This window comes from Pusillimonas sp. T2, from assembly GCF_002236805.1.
GTDB lineage: Bacteria > Pseudomonadota > Gammaproteobacteria > Burkholderiales > Burkholderiaceae_B > Neopusillimonas.
In genome coordinates this window covers 82,398-103,183 of the sequence record NZ_NIQA01000006.1, presented here as the reverse complement: position 1 = coordinate 103,183, position 20,786 = coordinate 82,398, and the positions used below count along the sequence as shown (strand labels likewise).

16 protein-coding genes are annotated in these 20,786 nt (G+C 59.6%); 5 read left to right on the top strand and 11 right to left on the bottom strand.

Going from position 1 to position 20,786, the window contains the following annotated elements:
• Positions 1 to 40: 40 nt before the first annotated feature.
• Positions 41 to 739, bottom strand: coding sequence for a c-type cytochrome (locus PuT2_RS10985; protein WP_173862540.1), 699 nt, complete (start codon positions 737 to 739; stop codon positions 41 to 43).
• Between the two features lie 97 nt (positions 740 to 836).
• Here PuT2_RS10985 and yihA point away from each other — a divergent pair, with 97 nt between their 5' ends.
• The gene (gene yihA, locus PuT2_RS10980) at positions 837 to 1,460 is read left to right on the top strand and encodes a ribosome biogenesis GTP-binding protein YihA/YsxC (RefSeq protein ID WP_093971097.1); all 624 of its coding nucleotides are present in this window, start codon (positions 837 to 839) and stop codon (positions 1,458 to 1,460) included.
• A complete protein-coding gene (gene hemB, locus PuT2_RS10975; RefSeq protein ID WP_093971096.1) occupies positions 1,457 to 2,473 on the top strand; it encodes a porphobilinogen synthase in 1,017 nt (338 codons plus the stop codon). Before yihA ends, hemB begins: the two co-directional genes overlap by 4 nt.
• A gap of 31 nt (positions 2,474 to 2,504) precedes the next feature.
• Here hemB and PuT2_RS10970 read toward each other — a convergent pair whose 3' ends face one another.
• The 4 genes from PuT2_RS10970 to PuT2_RS10955 all read right to left on the bottom strand — a co-directional run bounded on the left by PuT2_RS10970 (position 2,505) and on the right by PuT2_RS10955 (position 8,004).
• On the bottom strand, positions 2,505 to 5,207 hold the full coding sequence (locus PuT2_RS10970) for a DNA topoisomerase III (protein ID WP_093971095.1): 2,703 nt from the start codon (positions 5,205 to 5,207) through the stop codon (positions 2,505 to 2,507).
• A 124-nt stretch (positions 5,208 to 5,331) separates the two neighbouring features.
• The gene (gene gluQRS / locus PuT2_RS10965) at positions 5,332 to 6,201 is read right to left on the bottom strand and encodes a tRNA glutamyl-Q(34) synthetase GluQRS (protein ID WP_093971094.1); all 870 of its coding nucleotides are present in this window, start codon (positions 6,199 to 6,201) and stop codon (positions 5,332 to 5,334) included.
• Between the two features lie 14 nt (positions 6,202 to 6,215).
• On the bottom strand, positions 6,216 to 6,677 hold the full coding sequence (locus PuT2_RS10960) for a DUF494 family protein (protein WP_093971093.1): 462 nt from the start codon (positions 6,675 to 6,677) through the stop codon (positions 6,216 to 6,218).
• Between the two features lie 145 nt (positions 6,678 to 6,822).
• Positions 6,823 to 8,004 (bottom strand): acetyl-CoA C-acyltransferase, encoded by a 1,182-nt coding sequence (locus PuT2_RS10955; protein ID WP_093971092.1) that lies wholly within the window; start codon positions 8,002 to 8,004, stop codon positions 6,823 to 6,825.
• A gap of 176 nt (positions 8,005 to 8,180) precedes the next feature.
• Between PuT2_RS10955 and PuT2_RS10950 the strand changes: the two genes are divergently transcribed.
• Entirely contained in the window at positions 8,181 to 9,254 is a 1,074-nt protein-coding gene (locus tag PuT2_RS10950; RefSeq protein WP_093971091.1) for an MBL fold metallo-hydrolase, read from the top strand.
• An 82-nt stretch (positions 9,255 to 9,336) separates the two neighbouring features.
• Here PuT2_RS10950 and PuT2_RS10945 read toward each other — a convergent pair whose 3' ends face one another.
• On the bottom strand, positions 9,337 to 9,966 hold the full coding sequence (locus PuT2_RS10945; RefSeq protein ID WP_093971090.1) for a LysE family translocator: 630 nt from the start codon (positions 9,964 to 9,966) through the stop codon (positions 9,337 to 9,339).
• A 136-nt stretch (positions 9,967 to 10,102) separates the two neighbouring features.
• On the opposite strand from PuT2_RS10945, the gene metC reads away from it, so the two are divergent.
• Positions 10,103 to 11,299: a cystathionine beta-lyase gene (gene metC, locus PuT2_RS10940; RefSeq protein WP_093971089.1), complete on the top strand. Its 1,197-nt coding sequence runs from the start codon at positions 10,103 to 10,105 to the stop codon at positions 11,297 to 11,299.
• A 119-nt stretch (positions 11,300 to 11,418) separates the two neighbouring features.
• On the opposite strand, the gene PuT2_RS10935 is transcribed toward metC, so the two are convergent.
• From PuT2_RS10935 to PuT2_RS10920, 4 genes are all read right to left on the bottom strand, one after another.
• Complete coding sequence (locus PuT2_RS10935; protein ID WP_093971088.1) at positions 11,419 to 12,048, bottom strand: thiol:disulfide interchange protein DsbA/DsbL; 630 nt, start codon at positions 12,046 to 12,048, stop codon at positions 11,419 to 11,421.
• A gap of 45 nt (positions 12,049 to 12,093) precedes the next feature.
• Positions 12,094 to 12,753 carry an SPOR domain-containing protein gene (locus tag PuT2_RS10930; protein ID WP_093971087.1) on the bottom strand — a complete coding sequence of 220 codons (660 nt, stop codon included), beginning with the start codon at positions 12,751 to 12,753 and terminating at the stop codon, positions 12,094 to 12,096.
• 12 nt (positions 12,754 to 12,765) lie between these two features.
• Positions 12,766 to 14,451 carry an arginine--tRNA ligase gene (gene argS / locus PuT2_RS10925; protein ID WP_093971164.1) on the bottom strand — a complete coding sequence of 562 codons (1,686 nt, stop codon included), beginning with the start codon at positions 14,449 to 14,451 and terminating at the stop codon, positions 12,766 to 12,768.
• Between the two features lie 80 nt (positions 14,452 to 14,531).
• Positions 14,532 to 18,476 carry a phospholipase effector Tle1 domain-containing protein gene (locus tag PuT2_RS10920; RefSeq protein WP_093971086.1) on the bottom strand — a complete coding sequence of 1,315 codons (3,945 nt, stop codon included), beginning with the start codon at positions 18,474 to 18,476 and terminating at the stop codon, positions 14,532 to 14,534.
• A gap of 92 nt (positions 18,477 to 18,568) precedes the next feature.
• Between PuT2_RS10920 and PuT2_RS10915 the strand changes: the two genes are divergently transcribed.
• Positions 18,569 to 18,913 carry a DUF1840 domain-containing protein gene (locus PuT2_RS10915; protein ID WP_093971085.1) on the top strand — a complete coding sequence of 115 codons (345 nt, stop codon included), beginning with the start codon at positions 18,569 to 18,571 and terminating at the stop codon, positions 18,911 to 18,913.
• A 78-nt stretch (positions 18,914 to 18,991) separates the two neighbouring features.
• On the opposite strand, the gene leuA is transcribed toward PuT2_RS10915, so the two are convergent.
• Positions 18,992 to 20,686 (bottom strand): 2-isopropylmalate synthase, encoded by a 1,695-nt coding sequence (gene leuA, locus PuT2_RS10910; protein WP_093971084.1) that lies wholly within the window; start codon positions 20,684 to 20,686, stop codon positions 18,992 to 18,994.
• Between the last annotated feature and the right edge of the window lie 100 nt (positions 20,687 to 20,786).

The following is a 20,786-nucleotide window of genomic DNA, read 5'->3' as shown; positions in this document are numbered from 1 at the left end:
ACCGTTTAATGCAGAATTAGTTCTGCATAAAGCGGTTCAGTTAGCGCAGACCAGCCGCGTAGTCGGCAACGGCCGAAATGTCGGAGTCGGACATGCGGTCGGCGATGTCGTGCATCATGGGGCTGTTGGCGCGGTCGTTGCTACGGAAGAGTTTGAGCTGGTCTTCGAGGTAGTTGGGGTATTGACCTGCCAGACGGGGGAACTGGCTGGGAATGCCCATGCCATTAGGCGAGTGACATGCCGCACAGGCGGGTACGCCACGCTCCATCAAGCCGCCGCGCCAGATGTGCTGACCGCGCTCCATCGAGCCTTCTTTAGTGGCTGTGGCGGCTTTTTCGAAGTCGAGCTTTTGCAGCGACAGGTAGTAGGCAACGTTTTTGATGTCGTCTTCGGACAGCGGTGTGGCGATGGCTGTCATGACCGAATTGGCACCGCCAGCGGCGCGACGTGTGGGCTGGGCGCCATCTATGCCTTGGAAGTCGCGCAGTTGCTTGGCAATGTATTCGTGGGCCTGGCCAGCCAGGTTGGGGTTGACGGGCAATGTGCTGTTGCCGGCTGCGCCGTGGCACGAGGCACAGGCAAGAATGCCGCGCGAAGCGTCGCCGTTGGCGTAAAGCTGTTCGCCCTTGGCGGCGTCGGGTTTTGAGACGATAACGTCAGCCGCGTGGCTGACGCCAAGAAGGGAAGAGCCCAGCAATAAACCACTGGCCACAAGCATTTTGGAAAGCGTACGCTTCATGAAGACCTCGATGGATCGCGATTTAAAAATAGCCGCAACAGTTTCAAACCTGCAATTATACAATAGCGTTTAAATTAAACCTGATCAGGTACCGCCATTGTCTATTCTCCATCGTGCCGCGTTCACCACGTCGGCTGCACGCCTCGACCAACTCCCCGAGCCGGGCGCCCCCGAAGTTTGTTTCGTCGGGCGCTCAAATTGCGGCAAGTCGTCGGCCATTAATGTGCTCACCAACCAGCGTCGACTGGCCTTTTCCAGCAAAACACCGGGGCGCACGCGCCTTATCAATATGTTCGGCATCCCCGACCCGATCACGCAGGGCGAAGCCCTGGGATACTTGGTCGACTTGCCGGGCTACGGTTATGCCGCCATTGGCCGCGAGGCGCGCGAAGAGTGGGCCGACGTACTGGGCGGTTACCTGCACGAGCGCCAGTCGTTGGCCGGCGTTGTGTTGTTGCTCGACATCCGTCGCGGCCTGACCGAACTCGACCGACGGCTGGCGCGCTGGATCGCCCCCACGGGGCGTCCGGTACTGGTCTTGCTGACCAAGGCCGATAAATTCCCGTACGGGCAGCGTATCAAGGCTGTACATGCCATTAAAAAAGAGTTGGCCGATATCGGTACACTCAAGGCGATTCCGTTCTCTTCCACCCACCGCATCGGGCTCGAAGAGGCGGCCGCCCATATCGAAAACTGGATTTCTCCGCAGGTGGTGCCATGACCTCATTTCTTGTTAATGCCGATTTCCCCGCACATCGTCCGCGCCGCAATCGCCGCGACGATTTTTCGCGCCGTCTGGTACGCGAAAATGTCCTGACAACCAACGACCTTATTTACCCGGTTTTTGTTATGGAGGGCCAGGGCGTGCGCCAGCCCGTGCCGTCCATGCCGGGTGTGGTGCGCTACTCGCCCGATACATTGCTCGAGGCGGCACAGGCTTGTGTTGACCTGGGCGTACCCGTGTTGGCTATTTTTCCCGTCATCGACAGCGCCCTGAAGACCCCCGACGGTATTGAGGCGACCAACCCTGACGGACTGGTGCCGCGCGTGGTGGCCGAGCTTAAAAAACGGTTTCCCGAATTGGGTGTGTTGACCGACGTCGCGCTTGACCCTTACACCAGCCACGGGCAAGACGGCGTGATTGATGATGCCGGTTACGTGCTGAACGAGCCGACAGTTGAGATCTTGACACGGCAGGCCCTGGTACAGGCTCAGGCTGGTGTCGATATCGTGGCGCCTAGCGACATGATGGATGGCCGTATTGGCGCAATCCGCCGTGCACTCGAGTCGCATCAGTTGATTTACACCCGCATCATGGCCTATTCGGCCAAGTACGCCAGTGCATTTTATGGCCCCTTCCGCGACGCAGTCGGCTCGGCGGCTAATCTGGGTAAATCGAACAAAGCCACGTATCAAATGGACCCGGCCAATCGCGATGAGGCCTTGCGCGAAGTTGCGGCCGATATCCGCGAAGGCGCCGATATGGTCATGGTCAAGCCTGGCATGCCGTATTTAGATGTACTGCGCGATGTTAAACAGGCATTTGGCATGCCCACCTACGCCTACCAGGTCAGCGGCGAATACGCCATGATCAAGGCCGCAGCGGCCAATGGCTGGCTCGATCATGACAAGGTCATGATGGAGTCGCTATTGGCCTTCAAGCGCGCCGGTGGCGACGGCATTCTGACGTACTTTGCACTGGATGCCGCACGCTTGCTGCGTGAGCAGCAATAAGGGGTGCCGCCGGGGCGGCGGTGCCTCTTAATTAAAACGGTGGATCGTCGTCATCGGCCGTTGCCGCTACCGCCTTTGTCGCTTTCTTGACGGCAGTTTTTTTGGCTGCCGTTTTGCTTGCTTTGGTGGCGGCCTTCTTGGCTGCCGTTTTCTTGGCGGCTGTCTTTTTAGCCGCGGTTTTCTTTACGGCAGAAGTTGTCGTGCTGGCATCTTCGGTCGCAGTCGCAGCAGCGGTTTTGCTTGCTGTTTTCTTCGCGGCGGTCTTTTTGGCACCGGCTTTTTCGGGCCGAGCTTCAAATTCGAAGCCGATTTTGCCGTTAGCCTGTTTAACTAAAAACGCCTTGAACTTGCGGTTGGTGCGGCTGGAGACAAAGCCGTCCAGCAAGTCGGTTTTGCCATCAGCCAGCAGCTTTTGCATTTGAGCAGCGGCAATTTCTTGCTGCAAAATGACTTTGCCCGATCGGAAATCGCACGACTTTTCGGGGCCGATGGATTTTTCGCACACGTAGTTCATGCCATGTTCGAACACTTGGCTACCGCATTTGGGGCAAGCCCCCAGCGGGGTGTGGCCGGAAAAGTCCACCGCTTCTTCGTTCTCGGCATCGTTCTGGCCGAAATCGAACTCAAGCTTGTAGTCGTCGGTAATGCGCAAGAGCGCGGCAAAAGGCCGCCCCATTTTGCTGATGAAGCCAGACAGCGGGCCCAGTGTGCGCTCTTTAAGCAGTGCTTCGACTTCAGGTACCTCGAAGGTGCGGCCACCCGGATGCTTGCCGATAGAAAAGTCGCAGGCGGTGCAGGCGTAACGACGATAGTTTTCTTTAACCACCCCACCGCATTTCGGGCACGGTGTGCTTAGCGTAGCGTAGTCGCCTGGGACAGTGTCGCGTTCGTACTCTTTGGCGCGCTTGACGATGATTTGTGTGATTTGCGCAATTTCGCGCATGAATTCATCGCGGTCGAGCTGGCGTTGCTCGATTTGTTTCAGGCGTTGTTCCCATTCGCCGGTCAGTTCGGGCGATGTCAGTTCGCTAACGCCAAGGCCCGACAACAGCGTCATGAGCTGGCGTGCTTTGGCGCTGGGCACCATTTCGCGCCCTTCGCGGCGCAAATAGCCTTCGTTCAATAAACCTTCGATAATGGCTGCGCGGGTGGCTGGCGTGCCCAGTCCGCGCTCGGACATGGCCTCGCGCAGCGCCTCGTCATCGATCAGCTTACCGGCCCCTTCCATAGCTGACAGCAGCGTGGCCTCGGTAAAGCGGGCGGGTGGCTTGGTGACCAGGTCGCGGGCTTCGATCTCGTCGGTTTTGACTGTTTCGTTTTGGGCAACGGCCACCAGGTTGGTGTCGTCACCTTGGGCGTCGCGGCCATAAATGGCCAGCCAGCCAGGCGACACCAGCACCTTACCCTCGGTTTTGAAGTGGTGTCCCGATACCTCGGTAATGCGCGTGGTGACGCGGAACTCGGCCGCCGGGAAAAACACCGCCATGAAACGGCGCGTGACCATTTCGTAAATTTTGCTTTCGGCCTCGCTGAGGTCTTTGGGAACCTGCAGCGTTGGAATGATGGCAAAGTGGTCTGACACCTTCTTGTTATCGAAGATGCGTTTGTTGGGTTTGATCCAGCCCGACTTGTGCAACTGCTTGGCAAACGGCTGCATGCCGGCCGCTACATTGGACTGGGCTTCAGCCAGCGCTGCTACGGTGTCTTTGACCGTGGGCAGGTAGTCTTCGGGCAGATAACGCGAATCGGTACGAGGATAGGTAAGCGCTTTATGACGTTCGTACAAGGTTTGTGCCAGAGCCAGCGTGGCCTTGGCCGAAAACCCGAAGCGCGAGTTGGCCTCGCGTTGCAGCGACGTCAGGTCGAACAGTGCCGGCGACATCTGCGTGGTGGGCTTGGACTCTTCGGTGACTTTGCCCGGTTGGTTGCGGCAGGCCGCCACAATGGTTTGTGCGGCAGTTTTAGACCACAGGCGCGAGTCGCGCTGTTCGGGGTCTTGTTCGTTTTTGACGAATTTAGGGTCGAACCAGCGGCCGGGGTAAAACCCTGCCGCGGCCACAAATGTGGCGTGCACTTCCCAGTAATCGCGCGACTGAAACTTGCGAATACGTTCTTCGCGCTCCATGACGATGGCCAGGGTGGGCGTTTGCACCCGCCCCACCGGTGTTTTAAAGAAGCCGCCGTCTTTACTGTTGAAGGCGGTCATGGCCCGTGTGCCATTGATGCCCACCAGCCAGTCGGCTTCGGCGCGCGAGCGTGCAGCAGCCTCGAGGGGCTTGAGATCGTCGTCGTCGCGCAGCTTTTCGAAGGCCTCTCGAATGGCCGATTGCGTCATGGATTGCAGCCAAAGCCGCTTGATGGGCTTGTTGACGCCCGCGTATTGCACGATATAACGGAAAATCAGTTCGCCTTCGCGCCCCGCGTCGCAGGCATTAATGATAGCCCCGACATCTTTGCGCTTGAGCAGCTTGACCAGCAGTTTCAGGCGCTCGCTGGAGCGCTTGTCGGCCGGGCCCAGTTCGAATTGCGACGGGATGACCGGTAAATGGGCAAAGCTCCATTTGCCGCGCACCGGATCGTTGGGCGCGACCAGGCTCAGCAGGTGGCCGATGCTGGACGCCAGCACATATTGATCATTTTCGAAGTAATCCCCCTCGCGCGTAAACCCGCCAAGGGCGCGCGAAATATCAAGGGCTACCGAGGGCTTCTCGGCAATAATCAGCGTTTTAGTCATTGTGTTCCAGTAACTGCGGGTTGGCAGCAATAGCGCGGATCATACGAGGGGTGGCGGGCCCCGTGCAAGTGAAGATGCCGCGAATGGGCCAATTTTGCCACGCCGTGGCAGGCCGCGAATGGGCTCAATATATCAAATGTTGAAATCTGGCTCGCCAGTGTTGGGTGGCTTTGGCCCAGAAATCGGCCGTGCTGGTGGCGTCATTCAGGCTGTCAAAGCCCAGCCGGACCCAAGCCCGGTTCAGTGTGCGCAACGGGTTGTCGCAATCGAACGGCTCGGCATGGTTTTGCTTCGATAGCTTTAAGCCGTGAGCGTCGAGCACCAGTGGGACATGCATGACGCGAGGGGGGGTGACCCCCAGTGCACGGGCCAGCAGTATTTGGCGAGCGGTAGAGTCAAGCAGGTCTGCCCCGCGCACAATGTCGGTCACGCCTTGGAAGGCGTCGTCGACCACGACGACAAACTGGTAAGCCCACAAGCCGTCGGCGCGCCGGATAATCACGTCCCCAACGTCGTGGGCCACATTTTGCTGTTGCGGCCCCAGCCAGCGGTCGTTGAAGGGCACCACGCCCGGTTCGACCCGAAAGCGCCATGCCCGAACCTGGCCGCCAAAAGGAATGCCGTTTCGGCACGTGCCCGGGTAAGGGCCTTTACCTACTTGCTGACGGGTGCAGCCGCAGCCAAATACCCGGCCTTGGGCCTTGAGGGTTTCGAAAGCCGCTTGATAGGCAGGCAACCGCTGTGATTGCCATACGGGTTCGCCATCCCAGTGCATGCCCAGGGCCTGCAACTGGCCCATGATGACCTGGTCGGCACCGGGTACAACGCGCGGCGTATCGATGTCTTCGATGCGTAAGAGCCATTGCCCGTTATGCGCTTGGGCATCGAGGTAGCTGGCCATGGCCGCTACCAGGGAGCCGTCGTGCAGCGGGCCGCTGGGGCTAGGCGCAAACCGGCCGATGTAGCCGGTTGGCACGGAAGGTACTGCCGCCATGCAGGTAGCGCCGCTTAGTGCGACAGCCGGGTGTGCTCGTCGGTGAGCAGTTCTTCGAGCACCAGATGATCGACCTCGGCTTCCTGGCTCCAGAGCACCATGAGGGTGAGGATCTTGAGCTTTTCGAGGGGAATGGGCGATTCGGCCGCAGCTTCGGCGCGCTCGATGAGGATTTCGCGCAGCGCGGCCGGCAAAACCCCCGAGCCTTCGAGGAAGCTGATAAAGCCGATGGCTTCGGTGCCCAGACTTTGGTATTCGTGGTCGGTGTAGACGCGGGTGCTGTTGCTTTGAGGCACCTGTGATAACTGAACGCAGTGCTCGGTTGTTTGTGCCAACCCGTAGAGCCACCCCAGGGCTTCGTCGATGTCTTCGTGCTCGAACCCGGCGGCAGCCAGCTTGTGCGCCAGAACGTCGGCATCGGGGCAGGCTTGTGGGGTGTAGTAGTTTTCGAAAAGGTAGACGAGGATATCGTACATAAGGTGCGGCTTAGAGGAAAAATCGGTAATACCGGAATTCACTGTACGCGGTTTTTACGACCGCTGCAAGCCGGGAAAAAGACTGTAGGCAATACGCTGCGGGCGCGTTAGAGGCGGCACCCGCAGCGTGGATGTGGCTAAGCGATCAGACCATTTCGATAGCCATGGCGACGGCTTCGCCGCCGCCGATACATAGCGTAGCAATACCGCGCTTGCCGCCGGTTTTGCGCAGCGCGCCGACCAGCGTGGTGACCAGGCGTGCGCCCGATGCCCCAATGGGGTGGCCCAGAGCGGTGGCGCCGCCATGAACATTGACCTTGGCGTGATCCAGATTCAGTTCGCGCATGGCGGCCATGGTGACGACGGCGAAGGCTTCGTTGATTTCGTAGAGATCAACGTCGTTCGCGCTCCAGCCGGTTTTGGCCAAGAGGTTTTTCAGTGCGCCGACAGGTGCTGTGGTGAACCACTCGGGAGCTTGCGAGTGCTGGGCATGCGCAACCACGCGGGCCAGGGGTGTAGCGCCCAGTTTTTTAGCCGTCGATTCGCGCATCATTACCATGGCGGCGGCGCCGTCGGAAATGGATGACGCGTTCGCAGCTGTGACTGTGCCGTCTTTTTTGAAGGCTGGTTTAAGCGCGGGAATTTTTTCGGGCATGGCTTTGGCGGGGCCTTCGTCAGCATCGATGACAGTGTCGCCTTTGCGGCCGGCGACGGTCACTGGTGCGATTTCCCATTTGAAGCTGCCGTCTTCGGTGGCAGCGCGGGCACGGCGCAGCGATTCGAGCGCATACGCGTCTTGTTCTTCGCGTGTGAAGCTGTATTTGTCGGCGCAGGCTTCGGCAAATACGCCCATGGCAGTACCCCGCTGGTAGGCGTCTTCGAGGCCGTCAAGGGCCATGTGGTCGTACACGGTAGAGTGGCCGTAACGGTAGCCTTGGCGACCGCGCAGCAGCAGGTAGGGGGCGTTGCTCATGCTTTCTTGGCCGCCCGCAACGACGACGTCGGCGCTGCCGGCGACCAGCAGGTCGTGCCCGAACATGGCAGCTTTAAGCCCCGAACCGCAGACTTTGTGGATGGTCGTGCAGCCAACGCCCTGGGGCAAACCGGCGCCCAGCGCGGCTTGGCGAGCAGGCGCCTGGCCCTGGCCGGCTTGCAGTACGTTACCCATGATGACTTCGTTGACGGCGTCGCCGGAAACGCCCGCACGCTCGAGGGCGGCTTTAATGGCAATGGCGCCCAGTTCGTGAGCAGCCAACCCGGACAGGCTGCCCATCATGCCGCCCATGGGCGTACGGGCTACCGAGACGAGGACGATGGGGTCAGACATGGTTGTGCTCCTTGGTAATAAGGTAAGAGGTATGGACAGAATACTTTAGGTTTTAAATGTTTATTTAAGTGTTTATTCTAGCGAAACCTGAAAATTTTAGTGTTAACACTGAGTTAAGATAAATCCAAACATCAGATCAAAGTGAAATTTTTTACGTTGTACCGGAGACACCCAGTATGAACCCAAACGAACAAAAACTCAGCTATCCCATGGGCAACACGATGCCCGATCCTGGTCACGCGCTGGCCGTGGCCGATGGGGTGCGCTGGGTTCGCATGCCTTTGCCTTTTGCGCTCGACCATATCAATTTATGGCTGATGCGCGACCAGATCGACGGACGTGAGGGTTGGACCATTGTCGATACCGGGGTGTCGCGCGAACCGGTAAAGGCACTGTGGGAAGACATTTTCAATACCCAGCTTGAAGGTCTGCCGGTACTGCGCGTGATTGTGACGCACATGCACCCCGACCACGTGGGCCTGGCGCATTGGTTGTGCGAACGGTGGGGCGTGCAATTATGGATGTCGATGACTGATTTTGCGATTGCCCGGTTGTGGTCACGCCCGGCGGCGCCGGGTGATGCTGGTGCGGGTGGCGGAACAGGCGGTCACATTGCGCTGCAGCACTTCTTGCGTCATGGCTTGCAAGACCCGCAAGCCCAGGAAAAAATCCGCGAGCGCGGCAAGTATTACCCCAGTCATGTACCCGATATGCCCGCCTCGTTTATTCGCATCATGAACGATGACCGTCTGCAAATCGGGGGGCGGGAGTGGCGCGTCATTATGGGTTATGGTCATGCGCCCGAGCATGTTTCGCTGTATTGCGACACCTTGAAGGTCCTTATTTCGGGCGACATGGTATTACCGCGTATTTCAACCAACGTCAGTGTGTTCGACTTCGAGCCCGAGTCCAACCCCCTGCCCTTGTATTTGAAGTCGCTGCGCGATTACGACGAATTACCCCACGACACGCTGGTCTTGCCTTCGCATGGTCGCCCGTTTGTGGGCCTGCACGAGCGTATCGCCCAGCAATGCGCCCACCACGCCGATCGGCTCGAAGAAGTGTATGCAGCCTGTGCCCGCCCTACCACGGCCGGCGAAATCGTTCCCATGATGTTCAAACGAGAGCTCGACCCGCACCAGTTGTCGTTTGCCATTGGCGAGGCGCTGGCGCACCTGCATGCGTTGTGGTTTGAAGGCAAGTTGAAACGGGTCTTTGAAGACGGCGTTTACAGGTTCAGTCACGCGTGATGCATGCTGCATGCAAGCTGGCGCAGCAGGTACTGCGCCGCTGCTGCGCGTTTTGGCGCGCCTAGGGGCGTTGCCCGGGTGCTTATTGCCGCCCTGCCATCAGCAGCCTGATGGCCAGGCCGACAAACACCAGGGCCGAGCCCCGGTTGATCAGCCGTTGCGTGGTGGCCGATTTTTGCAAATGCTGGCTGAACCAGCCGGAAAACAGCGCAATGCAGGCAAACACCACAAATGCGGCCAACATGAACAAGGCCCCCAGGCTAACCGTTTGCAACGCCACCGAACCGCGTGCCGGCGACGTAAATTGCGGCAAGAAGGCCAAAAAGAACAAGGACACTTTCGGGTTGGTCAGATTCATGAAAATGCCCCGCCGGTACAAGGCACCGTACGATAGTTGCGGCGGACGGGCATCGGCGCGGGTGCTGACGGGGGCACGCCAGGCCCCCCAGGCCAAATACAGCAGGTAGGCGGCACCAGCCAGTTTTAATGCGGTGAATGCAGCTTCAGAGGCGGCAAATACGGCCGCAAGGCCGACCGCGACGGCCAGCGTATGGCCGACCAGGCCAGTGCACAGGCCCAGTACCACCATCATGCCCGACGTGCGCCCCCACAACGCCGATTGCATAAGCACGAACAGGTTATCGGGCCCCGGGCTAAGCGCCAGCAGCACGGCGATGCCGAAAAAAGACAGAGCAAGATCGAAGGTCAGCATAAGGCGATTCGGGTCGGGGTGAGGTAGTATTGAACCGGCCGATGTTAAATCATTTCTGAGTCGCCAACGTCGTTCTGCCGACGGTTGCTTCCGCAATCGTTTGTTTGCCGGGCGCCAGCGACCGTTCTACATACTCATGAGCGCTTCAAAAAATCATCATCTCGATACCCTATTAATGCACACGGGCATGGCGCCTTTTGATCCGGCAACGGGCGCTGCGCCGGTAGCCCTGCCTTCTGTGCGTACCAGCACGGTACGCTTTGAAAGCCTTGATGCCCTGGCTAAAGCCCGTGCTACCCAACTGGCTGGCGACCGTGGCGTGACATATGGCCGCATTGGCATGCAAACCCACGAAGCCCTCGAGTCTGTGGTGTGTGCGCTTGAAAGCGCCGAGCGTTGCTTTCTGGCGCCGTCGGGCTTGTCGGCCATGACATTGTCGGTCATGGCGCTGCTGGGGGCCGGCGATCATATGCTGGTGTCCGACAGTGTGTATGGGCCTATGCGTTATCTGGATAAAACCGTCCTGAAGCGCATGAATATCGATGTAACCTACAGCCGCGCTACGGTCGCTGACCTCGAGCCATTACTGCGTCCGGAAACCCGTGTGCTGTATGTCGAGTCGCCCGGTTCGCTGCTGTTCGAGATGCTCGATATTCCGGCGCTGGCCAAGTTTGCGCAGCAGCATGATTTGCTGCTGGTGACTGACAACACCTGGGGGTCGGGCTACCTGTATCGTCCGCTGGAGCTGGGCGCCCATGTGTCCGTCATGGCGGGCACCAAGTACATTGGGGGTCATTCTGATCTGATGTTGGGGGCGGTGGCGGCCAACGACGCCGACGTTATTGCGCGGCTGAACCAGACGCACTATGCCATGGGGTATTCGATCAGCGCTGACGATGCCTGGCTGGCCTTGCGAGGGGTGCGCACCCTGCCCATCCGCTTGCGTCAGCATGCGCAAAATGCGCTGCAGGTGTGCCAATATCTGGCCGGCCGCGATGACGTCGTCAATATTTTCCACCCCGCCTGGTCGGGCGACCCGGGCCATGCGCTATGGCAGCGCGATTGCCATGGCTCAAACGGCATGATGGCGGTCGAGCTTAAGCTGACGCCCGCCCAGGCCGAAACGTTTGTTAACGCCCTGACCTTGTTTGGTATTGGGTTTTCGTGGGGTGGCTACGAAAGCCTGGTGCAGTTGGTCGAGCCCGGCGCTATTGCCGTACACAGCTATTGGTCGAAATCAGAGAACGCCATTGTGCGTCTGCATATTGGGCTGGAAGACCCAGCCGATCTAATTGCAGACATTCAGCAGGCGTTGGCCGTTGCCGGGAAGTGACTTTTAATCTGGGGCGGCGCTGTTGCTAGTGTCGAATTGTTTATGGCAAATAAAAAGGGCGCCGGTCGGCGCCCTTTTTATTTGCGGGGTGCACGCCCATGCAGCCCCGCCAATACTGCTTATTTTGCCTGTAGCACTTCGTCCAGAAGCTTCTGGGCCTGGGTGATAGTGCCTTCGTAGCTGCCAGTCATGCTAGGCGAAGTGGTGTATTTGCCGCCAACGCCTAGGGTGGGTGTACCCTGGATATCGTAGGCTTTTTCAAGCTCTTTAGCGCGTGCGACCTTGGAGGTTACGCCAAACGAGCGAGCGGCTTCTTCGTATTGCTTGGGCTCAATACCCTGGGTGGACAGCCACTGCGCAATGGCCCCGCTGTCATAAATACGCTTGCGTTCGGTGTGCAGTGCCTTGAAAACTTTGGGATGAAGGTCAAGACGGTCAAGGCTTTCAAGCACGTAGTACAGGCGTTGCAGGTCGACCATCCCGGCATTGAACGCAACGGGTACGCGGCGCAGGACGACGTTCTCGGGCAATGTCTTTTCCCATTTCTCGACCATGGGCTCCATGGTGGCGCAATGTGGGCAGGCATAGGAAAAGAATTCGAGCACTTCGACTTTGCCGGGCGTGTCGGACGGTTGTTCGGGCGTGACTTTGGTGAAGGCGCCTTGTGCGCTTGCCGAAAGGGGCAGCAACGCTGCCAGGCCTAGTGCGGCGGCAGAAAGCAGACGGGAAACAAAGGTGTTCAATGCCATGAGTAGTCCTGTTCAAAAGTAAATAAAGGCCAAGTGGTGGCGGGTTTAGGGCTTGACCACAGTGGTGTCGATTTTGGCGTTGGACAACGTAACGCGCGATCGGTTCATGTCGTCGATGCCTTTGTAAGGGCCGACCCGAACGCGGTACAGGGTGGTGCCATTGATTTGTGCCGGCTGCACTTGCGCCTGTTCGCCCAGCAACAAGATGCGCGCACGCATGGCCTGGGCGTCTGCCTCGGCCCTGAATGCGCCGGCTTGCAGATAGTAGGTGGTTTGTGTGCCGGGTGCCGGTTTTGCCGCAGGTGCCTTGTTGCTGCCGGCTGCTGCTGCGGGCGCTGTCGGGCGTGCGGTGTTTGCGGCTGGTGCACCCAGTGTGGTCAGCAACGCCCCGATATCGTCTTGCAGCGTAACCCCGGGTGCGCTGCCCGGTAACGCCTGCGGCGGTGTAACCGCAGCGGCGTCGGCCGGTGCACCCGCGCCACCTCGGCCCATGAGGGCTTGGTTGGGATCGGGGGCGTCGCGTACGTCGGGCAACTGTGTAGTGGGTGCAGAACGACTGAACTTGTCGGTAAATGGCATGGGCACCTGGGTAACAAACCAGGCGACCCCGGCCGCAATGGCCAGGCCCAGAATCAGCCCGAACAGCAGCGTGAACAGCGAGCTGCCTTTGAACATTGATGCGTTGGATTTGCGACTTTTTGCCATAGGTGCCGGTAATTACATCTTTTCGGGGGCCGAAACGCCCAGCAGCGCCAGGCCGTTGGCCAGCACCTGTTGCGTACCCCGGGCCAAGCGCAGGCGCGCCATCTTCAGGGCGTCGTCGTCGACCAGGACACGTTCGGCGTTATACCAGGCGTGGAAGTCGGCGGCACAGTCGCGCAGCCAGAACGCAATGTGGTGAGGTGCCAGTTCGTTGGCGGCCAGCGTGATGGCCGCAGGGAATTCGGCCAGGCGCTGCAGCAGTGCGAACTCGGTGGGCGCGACCAGGCGGCTGATATCGGCCGAGGCCAGCTGTGCGGCGGTAGGCGCCGATTGCGCGAGCATGGAGCAAATGCGCGCATGCGCGTACTGGATGTAGTAGACCGGGTTCTCTTCGCTTTTTGAGAGCGCCAGGTCGATATCGAAGACGAATTCGGAGTCGGCGCGACGCTGGGCCAGGAAGAATCGTACGGCGTCTTGCCCCACCCATTCAATCAGGTCGCGCAGGGTAACGTAGCTGCCGGCCCGCTTGGAAATTTTGACTTCGGCGCCGCCCCGCATCACCTTGACCATTTTGTGCAGGATGTATTCGGGGAAGGTTTGGGGAATGCCCATTTCCAGGCCTTGCAGGCCGGCCCGTACGCGTGCGATGGTGCCGTGGTGGTCGCTGCCCTGAATATTGATGGCGCGATGGTAGCCGCGTTCCCATTTGGCGACGTGGTAGGCCACGTCGGGCACAAAATAGGTATAGCCACCTTCTGACTTGCGCATGACACGATCTTTGTCGTCGCCGGTGCCGAGCTCGGTAGTGCGCAGCCAGAGCGCGCCTTCGTTTTCGTAGGTGTGACCGTTGTCGATCAGTGTTTGGACGGCTTTCTCGACGCGCCCGGACGTATAGAGTGAGCTTTCGAGATAGAAGTTGTCGAATTTCAGGCCAAAGGCTTGCAGGTCGAGGTCTTGCTCGCGGCGCAGGTACGCGACGGCAAAGTGGCGAATGTCGTCGAGGCTGTCGAGGTTGCCGGTGGCTGTGACCTCGTCGCCATCGGCTGCCTTGACGGTTTTGCGCGCGATGAAGTCGTTGGCAATATCAAGAATGTAATCACCCTTGTAGCCGTCGGCGGGAAACTCGGGCGCGTCGGGGGCGATACCGCGTGCGCGCGCCTGTACGCTGATGGCCAGGTTATCGATTTGGTTGCCGGCGTCGTTGTAATAGAACTCGCGGGTAACGTCGTAGCCTTGTGCGGTGAACAGGCGGCATAACGAGTCGCCTAGCGCGGCCTGGCGTGCATGGCCGACGTGCAGCGGCCCTGTGGGGTTGGCCGAAACAAATTCGACCAGAACCTTCTGATGATTGGCGGGCTGGCTGCCGTAGCGTTCGCCTTCGTCTTGCAGCACCTGCAGGACGGCCTGACGCGCAGCAGCGGTCAGTCGGAAATTAATGAACCCGGGGCCGGCGATTTCGGCTGTCTCGATGAGCGCAGCGGTTTCGGGCTGCCCCATCAGCGCGTCGACAATCTGCTGGGCCAGTTCGCGCGGATTGCGGCGGGCCGGCTTGGCCAGCTGCATGGCGATATTGGTGGCTATGTCGCCGTGTGCGGCGATTTTCGGGCGTTCGAGTGTGACCGCAGGGGTGGCGTCGGGGACGACTTGCGAGACGGCGCGCGTAATAAGCGCGATAAGGGTATGTTGTTGCCCGGGAAGCATAAATAAGACGTGATGGTGAAAAGAAAAAGCAAGTTTGAATGATAGCGTGATTTGCCCGGCGCTGTCGTGGCGGCCGTCGGTCAGGGATTGTCTGGCGGGGGCCATGCCATTACCGTTTCTAGCCAGCGGGTATAGGCCGCCATGTCAACGGTGGCCACTTCGTTGCCGGCGCTGCGGCGCCAGTTGTCGTAGCGGTCGATAAAGGCTTCGGCTGCCGCCCGGCTGTTGTGGCCCAGGCGCGCATGCTGGTCTTGGTAGGTGTGCCACAGCGTGCCTGCAGCGCGGTCAAGGCGCCGGTCGCCGTCTTGAAGGCTGCGCAGGGTGGCGCTGCGTTCGTCGTGCAGGTAGGGAGCGGTGACTGCCGTGTCCTCAGGGCTGTCAGCCAGCACTACCCCGGCGGCACGGGCCTGCCACAGCATCCAGTTCAAGGCAACGTTGTGCAGGTTGCCCCGGCGGCTGGGTTGGCCCTGGCTGTCGTACAGTACGCCACCACCAATATCGGCATGGGCCCCGACAAAAGGCGCTTCGACCACATTGCCGGGTTGCGTGTCGGCGGCGCTGGTCAGCGGGAACAGTGCGCGCCGTTCGTGTAGGGCGATGGCATGAGCTACCCATTGCCATCCGGCGTTCACGGTCAGGTCGTAGGCGGCGTTGTGCTGGCCGTTCAGGCCGAACTGGGCCACCGTGTCGAACAAGCCCATAAAGCGCAGGTCGACGCAAGCTGTGACTAGGCCGCGTTGAAGATCATGAAAGGAAAACAGCCCCTGGTTGACGTATTGACTGATTTGATTGCCGAAATGCCGGGCCATGGCTGCGCCGCGCGAATAGCCAATAATGTCGATGGGTATGACTGCGTCGGGCGAAGCGGGCGCTGCGGCAAGGGTATTCAGCAACGATTGCCACTGGGCCTCAATAATGCGGGGTGCACTGTAGGCGGTGACCGCATCCCAATCGGTATTGTGCGGGTTGCCGGGGCCCGGCTGGTAAAACACGGCATCTTCGGTATAGCGTTGGCTCAGGCGCCAGACGTTGGTGTGGGTGCTCATGTCGTTGCGGGTGCCGTCAAACGCAAACAGCATGAGGCCCAGAGGGTCAACGTAGCGGCGGGGTTGCCCACCGGCGTACCCCAGAGCCGAATTGCCCGGCACCGGCCCCAGAGGGTCGGGTTCGAGATAATGGCCGAATTCGGCGTCGTAGGTACGTAGCAGGTTGTCGTGCCAACCGGTCGTGTCGTCAAAGTATTGGCCGGGTGCGCGCAGGTTGAACGACAAGCTTGGCGTTGCGGTTGCTGGGCGGTTAACGATAACGGCTCTGCCCCATGGTTCGTAGCGGGCTTCCCAAATAATTTCTTGCTGCGCGTTGGTGACCCAGCGCGGCGTGCCTGTCAGGTCGGCTTGTACGTAAAACAATGCACCGTCGGGGTTGGCCGCCTGGTAATCGATGAAGCCAATCGGGACGTGGTGAGCATAGATATAACGCCGGGAAATAGGCGTCTTCGGGGCCATAGCATGCGAGCCATGGGCACTGTTAGTGGGTGTGGGCACGGCGGCGCTTGCTTTGGCTGGCCAGGTTTCCGCAGCCAGACGGCGGTCAAGAAACCAATAATGCGTGGTGCCTGCCGGGCCGCTGCGCCGTATGCGCTGACCGAAGGCGTTGTGGGCGTAGCGCACGTCAAGCCCTTTGTCATCTTGTACTGCTTTCAGACGTCGGTCTGGGCCGTAAGTTAGCTTTCGGTCGCCAATGGTTGCAGGCAGGCCATCGGCGTTGCGGGTGATGCGGGGGTACTGCGTTTTGGGCAGGGCCGGCGTGTGTATGGCAGCGGTGGCGCCATTGTCGTCATGGGCATACCAAAATAGCTGGGCGGGCGTGGCGGTTGCCGGGCGTAAGTGCCCAGGATGCGCAGACCGTGGCGTTTGTGGCGCGTACAGCGCTGCGGCAATCAATTGTGAGGCCCGGTCGTACGCGTAGATATATCGCGTAAAGGGGGCGTGGCCCGCTGCTGGCGCGTTGCCCGCTGGCTGAAAAATGTCTTCTATGACCACCCTGCCTTGCGCGTCGTGCCGGTAGTGATGCGCCCGCAATATTTTTCGGGTTTCAGCACCCCCCGACATCAACAACCAGCTTTCGTTGGCCCGAAGCACAGTCAGGATATGGACCCCATTGCCAAATGAGTACCCTTTGGCTTGCTTCGCATTGCTCGTGTCTTTGGCGTTGGCGATAACTGCGTGCCGCTGACCAGAGCGCGTTTCCCAGGTAACAGTTAAAAGCTGCTGCCCCCAACCCCATGCGTAGTGCAATGCGCCACCTTCGGCCAGGTCATGACGAATCAGTCGGTGTTGTGTGTCGTACGCAAAGCGCTCTGTGAATGATGCGGGCCCGTGATCTGAACGGGTGAGCGTCCGTGTCGCCAGCCGGCCTTGCGCATCGTATTGACGGCTGTCGGTCTCGTTTGGGTGGCGCACCAGAGTCAAGTGCCTGCCCTGCCATTGCAGGTGCGTCTCGATGGCGGGTGTCTGCGCGTCTTTCTGGGCCAGTAGACGTGTGGGCCGTCCCTGGGCATTGTGGGTGTATTGCCAATAGCTGCCGCCGGCGAACCGGCGTTGCAGCGGTAGCCCGTGCGCGTCGTATACCAGGGATTCGGTACCCGTCAGGCTAGAAAGCCAAGTGTGGCGCTGCCCCTGGGCGTTGTATTTCAATGCCAGCCCGGCCCAACCCGCATGAGCGGGGGCAATTGCGCGTAAGCGTTGTCGGGCATCGCGTTGCAGCTTGGTGCCGTTAACCTGTGCCAGTTGCCCCAAACGATCGTAGCTAGCTCGCGTACCGGGAGCGGGGCAACCCGGGCAGCCCGCCCCCGTAACGGCTGTCAGCCTGGCGATTTGCCCCTGCACATCAAAGTGGATTTGGGTGGTGCTTTCGGACGGATCAGCCCGCCAGGCCGGCGGTGAGCGCGCAGGGGGCGAGGTACTGATGCGCTGCACTTGTGTATGTTGCTGCCCGGGGCGTGTCTTGAAATAGGTGACGGCGTAGGTATCGTTTTGATCGGTGTACCGGACAACCTGCCCACTGGCGTTATAAGCCCAGCGACCGCCCCGGTGGCGGGCGCCCAGGGGCGGCGCGCCGATATTGTCGATGCCGGTTAGCGCATAGGCGTTGCCCGCTTGTTGGGCCGGGTCGTAGTGATATTGCCGCCGCGATCCGTCGGGCCGCTGCATGGAAGTCAGCCGAAGATGAGGTTCGTCGCCTGCACGTTCGTAGTCATAAACAAACCGTCCGACCGGGCTATCGACCGTATGCAAATAGGCCCGGCCTTCGTGAAGGCGGTATGCGAAATGTAGGGTGGTGTCGCGTGGTGCGGCGTTGGGCCGACCTTGGGCTGGCGCGGTTGGGCTTGTGACGGTGACGCTTTTGATGGCCTGAAGGAGTGGCCCGGCGGTGGCGTGTCGTGCAATGTGCAGGGTGATGCCGTTGAGCTGTGTGATGTGGGTTAGCCAGCCGGCAGCATTAAAGCGTAGTTGTTGCTGGTTGGGCCACACCCACAGCCAGCCGTGGGCCTGCATGTGCAGTTTTCCATGGGCGGGTGCGGTAAAGCCGCCGCCCTTACGCACCAGGCGTAGCCGGGCGCCGCTGGCCTGGGTAATGATGGCAATATGGCCAAATGACTGTACACGGATGTCGTAGTCAAGGTGCCAGCCTTGGCCCATGAACGACCGGCGACGGTCATTGGCACTGTAGTGGCGCGTAAGTGCCGGCTGGGGGCGACCAAACCCGGGCAGCCAGTCGGTTTCATATTGATATTTATTGCCGCTGGCCAGGTCGATGGGGTTGCCTGCGCTGGCATTGACACCCGGTTCGACGGTGGGTGGGCTGATGCTGCCCGGCGCCGCACAGGGGGTGGCGTTGGTGGGCGTGCTGCAGGTGCCGTCATGCCCTTGCGCCAGACTTGTCCCGGCCACCCAAAGAAACACGAGTGCCACGGGCAGATAATGCAGGCGCCGCAACCCCGTGGCGATGAAAAATTGCCGCATATCCGCCCCTTGTGATTGGTTCGGTTATTGTGCGGCTTGGCAACCCGAAAGACTTGGGGTAGTGTATGAATATAGCCATGAGGAGAACTACCATGCTCGTTGTATTTCGTGCAAAGCCGGCCGCTGAGGTCTTGATGTTTGCCCAGCATGCCCGCGACATTCTCTCTGCCGCAGGGCGCCACTACGATACGCTACCCGAACGTGGCGTACTGACCGCCGCTCAGCTCGACGACCTGATTAAGGGGCTCGAGCACGCCATTTCTCATGACACCGCTTCGCCGTTTCAAGACGAAGACGACGAAGAAAACGATGTCAAAGAACACCCCATATCGCGGCCGGTCACGTTTCGTCAGCGCGCGTTTCCGTTAATGGCCATGATGAAAATGTGTCGAGACCAGAACGCCGATATCACCTGGGAGCCGGCGCCGGTCTGGTAACCCGCCTTTTAATTTGAGCCCCCAAAAAACAAACCCCGCTGCAAAAGCAGCGGGGTTTGTTTTTATGCGTAAGCTTTTTTAAGCAGCAACCTTGGCGGCCTGAGCTGCCATGGCGGCGTTGCGGTTGACCGCGCTTAAGATGGCCAGGAATGACGCGGTGACGATGTCGGCGTGAACACCTACACCAAAGCCCGGGCCGGCTTCGCCGACGCGCACTTCGACGTACGATGCCGCGCGGGTATCGGTGCCGATGCCAATGGCGTGTTCGTGGTAGTCGAGGATGCTGACATCCATGCCCAATGCATTGACGAAGGCCGAAATGGCGCCGTCGCCCTGCCCCTTAAGGTGGCATACCTTGCCATTGTGTTCGAGCTCGACTTCGATGGCAAAGTGATGACCAGCTTGGGCGCTGGGGTCGCCGGTAATACGGTGACGTACCAGTTTCCAGGGTCGTTCGAGGTCAAGGTATTCAGAGCGGAACAACTCGTAGACGTCGTCGGCGGTGACTTCGCGGCCGGTTTCGTCGGTCACGCGTTGAATGGCGCGGCTGAATTCGATTTGGAGGCGACGAGGCAAGACCAAGCCGTGTTCTTGTTCGAGCAGGTACGACACACCGCCTTTGCCCGATTGGCTATTGACGCGGATGACCGCATCGTAGCTGCGGCCCACGTCGGCCGGGTCGATAGGCAAGTAGGGGACTTCCCAGAGGGCGTCGGCCTGTTGCTGTGCAAAGCCTTTTTTGATGGCGTCTTGGTGCGAGCCCGAAAACGCGGTAAAGACCAGATCGCCTGCATACGGGTGACGCGGGTGTACTGGCAACTGGTTGCAGTACTCGACGCAACGACGCACTTCGTCGATATCGGAGAAATCGAGGCCGGGATGCACGCCCTGGGTGTACAAGTTAAGCGCCAAGGTGACCAGACATACGTTGCCGGTGCGTTCGCCGTTACCAAACAAGCAACCTTCGACACGGTCGGCGCCGGCCATGACGGCCAATTCGGCGGCTGCAACCGCAGTGCCGCGATCGTTGTGCGGGTGAACGCTCAGCACAATGCTGTCGCGGTTTTTAAGACGCTTGCTGATCCATTCGATTTGATCGGCATACAAGTTGGGCGTTGTAGCCTCGATGGTGGCCGGGCAGTTCAGGATGATTTTGGATGCGGGGGTTGGGCCCCAGGCCTCGACCACGGCATCGCACACTTCAAGCGCAAACTCGGGTTCGGTGGTGCTGAAGACTTCAGGCGAATATTCGTAGCGCCAGGAGGTTTCAGGGTGTTTGCCTGTGTAGGCCTTGACCAACTGCGTACCTTTTACCGCCAAGGCGCGCACTTCGTCTTTGGTCATGTTGAACACAATTTTGCGGAATGCAGGCGCGCAGGCGTTGTACAAGTGCACAATGGCTTGCTTGGCGCCGGCGGCCGCTTCAACGGTGCGTTCGATCAGGTCTTCGCGCGATTGCGTCAGCACAATAATGGTGACGTCGTCGGGGATACGGTTTTCGTCGACGAGCTTGCGGACAAAATCAAAATCGGTCTGCGAAGCGGATGGAAAGCCAACTTCGATTTCTTTGAAACCGATTTTGATCAATTGTTCGAAGAAGCGCAGCTTGCGCTCGACGCTCATGGGCTCGATGAGCGATTGGTTGCCATCGCGAAGGTCGGTGCTCATCCAGATGGGGGGCGCCGTGATGGTTTTGTTGGGCCAGGTTCGTTCAGAAAATTCGTGCGCGAACGGCACGAACGGACGGTATTTGTCGGAGGGGTTCGAGAGCATATTGCACCTGTTTCACTAAGTTTGTTGCTGCGCGTTACCCGTAAACATCGAATGAAGATTCGGCATCAACCCAAGGTTGGTAAATAACGGATAACGAAAT

Coding starts and splice junctions, on each gene's coding strand:
- PuT2_RS10985 (WP_173862540.1), bottom strand. CDS start 739: ATGAAGCGTACGCTTTCCAAAATGCTTGTGGCCAGTGGTTTATTGCTG.
- hemB (WP_093971096.1), top strand. CDS start 1,457: ATGACCTCATTTCTTGTTAATGCCGATTTCCCCGCACATCGTCCGCGC.
- PuT2_RS10970 (WP_093971095.1), bottom strand. CDS start 5,207: ATGACTAAAACGCTGATTATTGCCGAGAAGCCCTCGGTAGCCCTTGAT.
- gluQRS (WP_093971094.1), bottom strand. CDS start 6,201: ATGGCGGCAGTACCTTCCGTGCCAACCGGCTACATCGGCCGGTTTGCG.
- PuT2_RS10960 (WP_093971093.1), bottom strand. CDS start 6,677: ATGTACGATATCCTCGTCTACCTTTTCGAAAACTACTACACCCCACAA.
- PuT2_RS10955 (WP_093971092.1), bottom strand. CDS start 8,004: ATGTCTGACCCCATCGTCCTCGTCTCGGTAGCCCGTACGCCCATGGGC.
- PuT2_RS10950 (WP_093971091.1), top strand. CDS start 8,181: ATGAACCCAAACGAACAAAAACTCAGCTATCCCATGGGCAACACGATG.
- PuT2_RS10945 (WP_093971090.1), bottom strand. CDS start 9,966: ATGCTGACCTTCGATCTTGCTCTGTCTTTTTTCGGCATCGCCGTGCTG.
- metC (WP_093971089.1), top strand. CDS start 10,103: ATGAGCGCTTCAAAAAATCATCATCTCGATACCCTATTAATGCACACG.
- PuT2_RS10935 (WP_093971088.1), bottom strand. CDS start 12,048: ATGGCATTGAACACCTTTGTTTCCCGTCTGCTTTCTGCCGCCGCACTA.
- PuT2_RS10930 (WP_093971087.1), bottom strand. CDS start 12,753: ATGGCAAAAAGTCGCAAATCCAACGCATCAATGTTCAAAGGCAGCTCG.
- argS (WP_093971164.1), bottom strand. CDS start 14,451: ATGCTTCCCGGGCAACAACATACCCTTATCGCGCTTATTACGCGCGCC.
- PuT2_RS10920 (WP_093971086.1), bottom strand. CDS start 18,476: ATGCGGCAATTTTTCATCGCCACGGGGTTGCGGCGCCTGCATTATCTG.
- PuT2_RS10915 (WP_093971085.1), top strand. CDS start 18,569: ATGCTCGTTGTATTTCGTGCAAAGCCGGCCGCTGAGGTCTTGATGTTT.
- leuA (WP_093971084.1), bottom strand. CDS start 20,686: ATGCTCTCGAACCCCTCCGACAAATACCGTCCGTTCGTGCCGTTCGCG.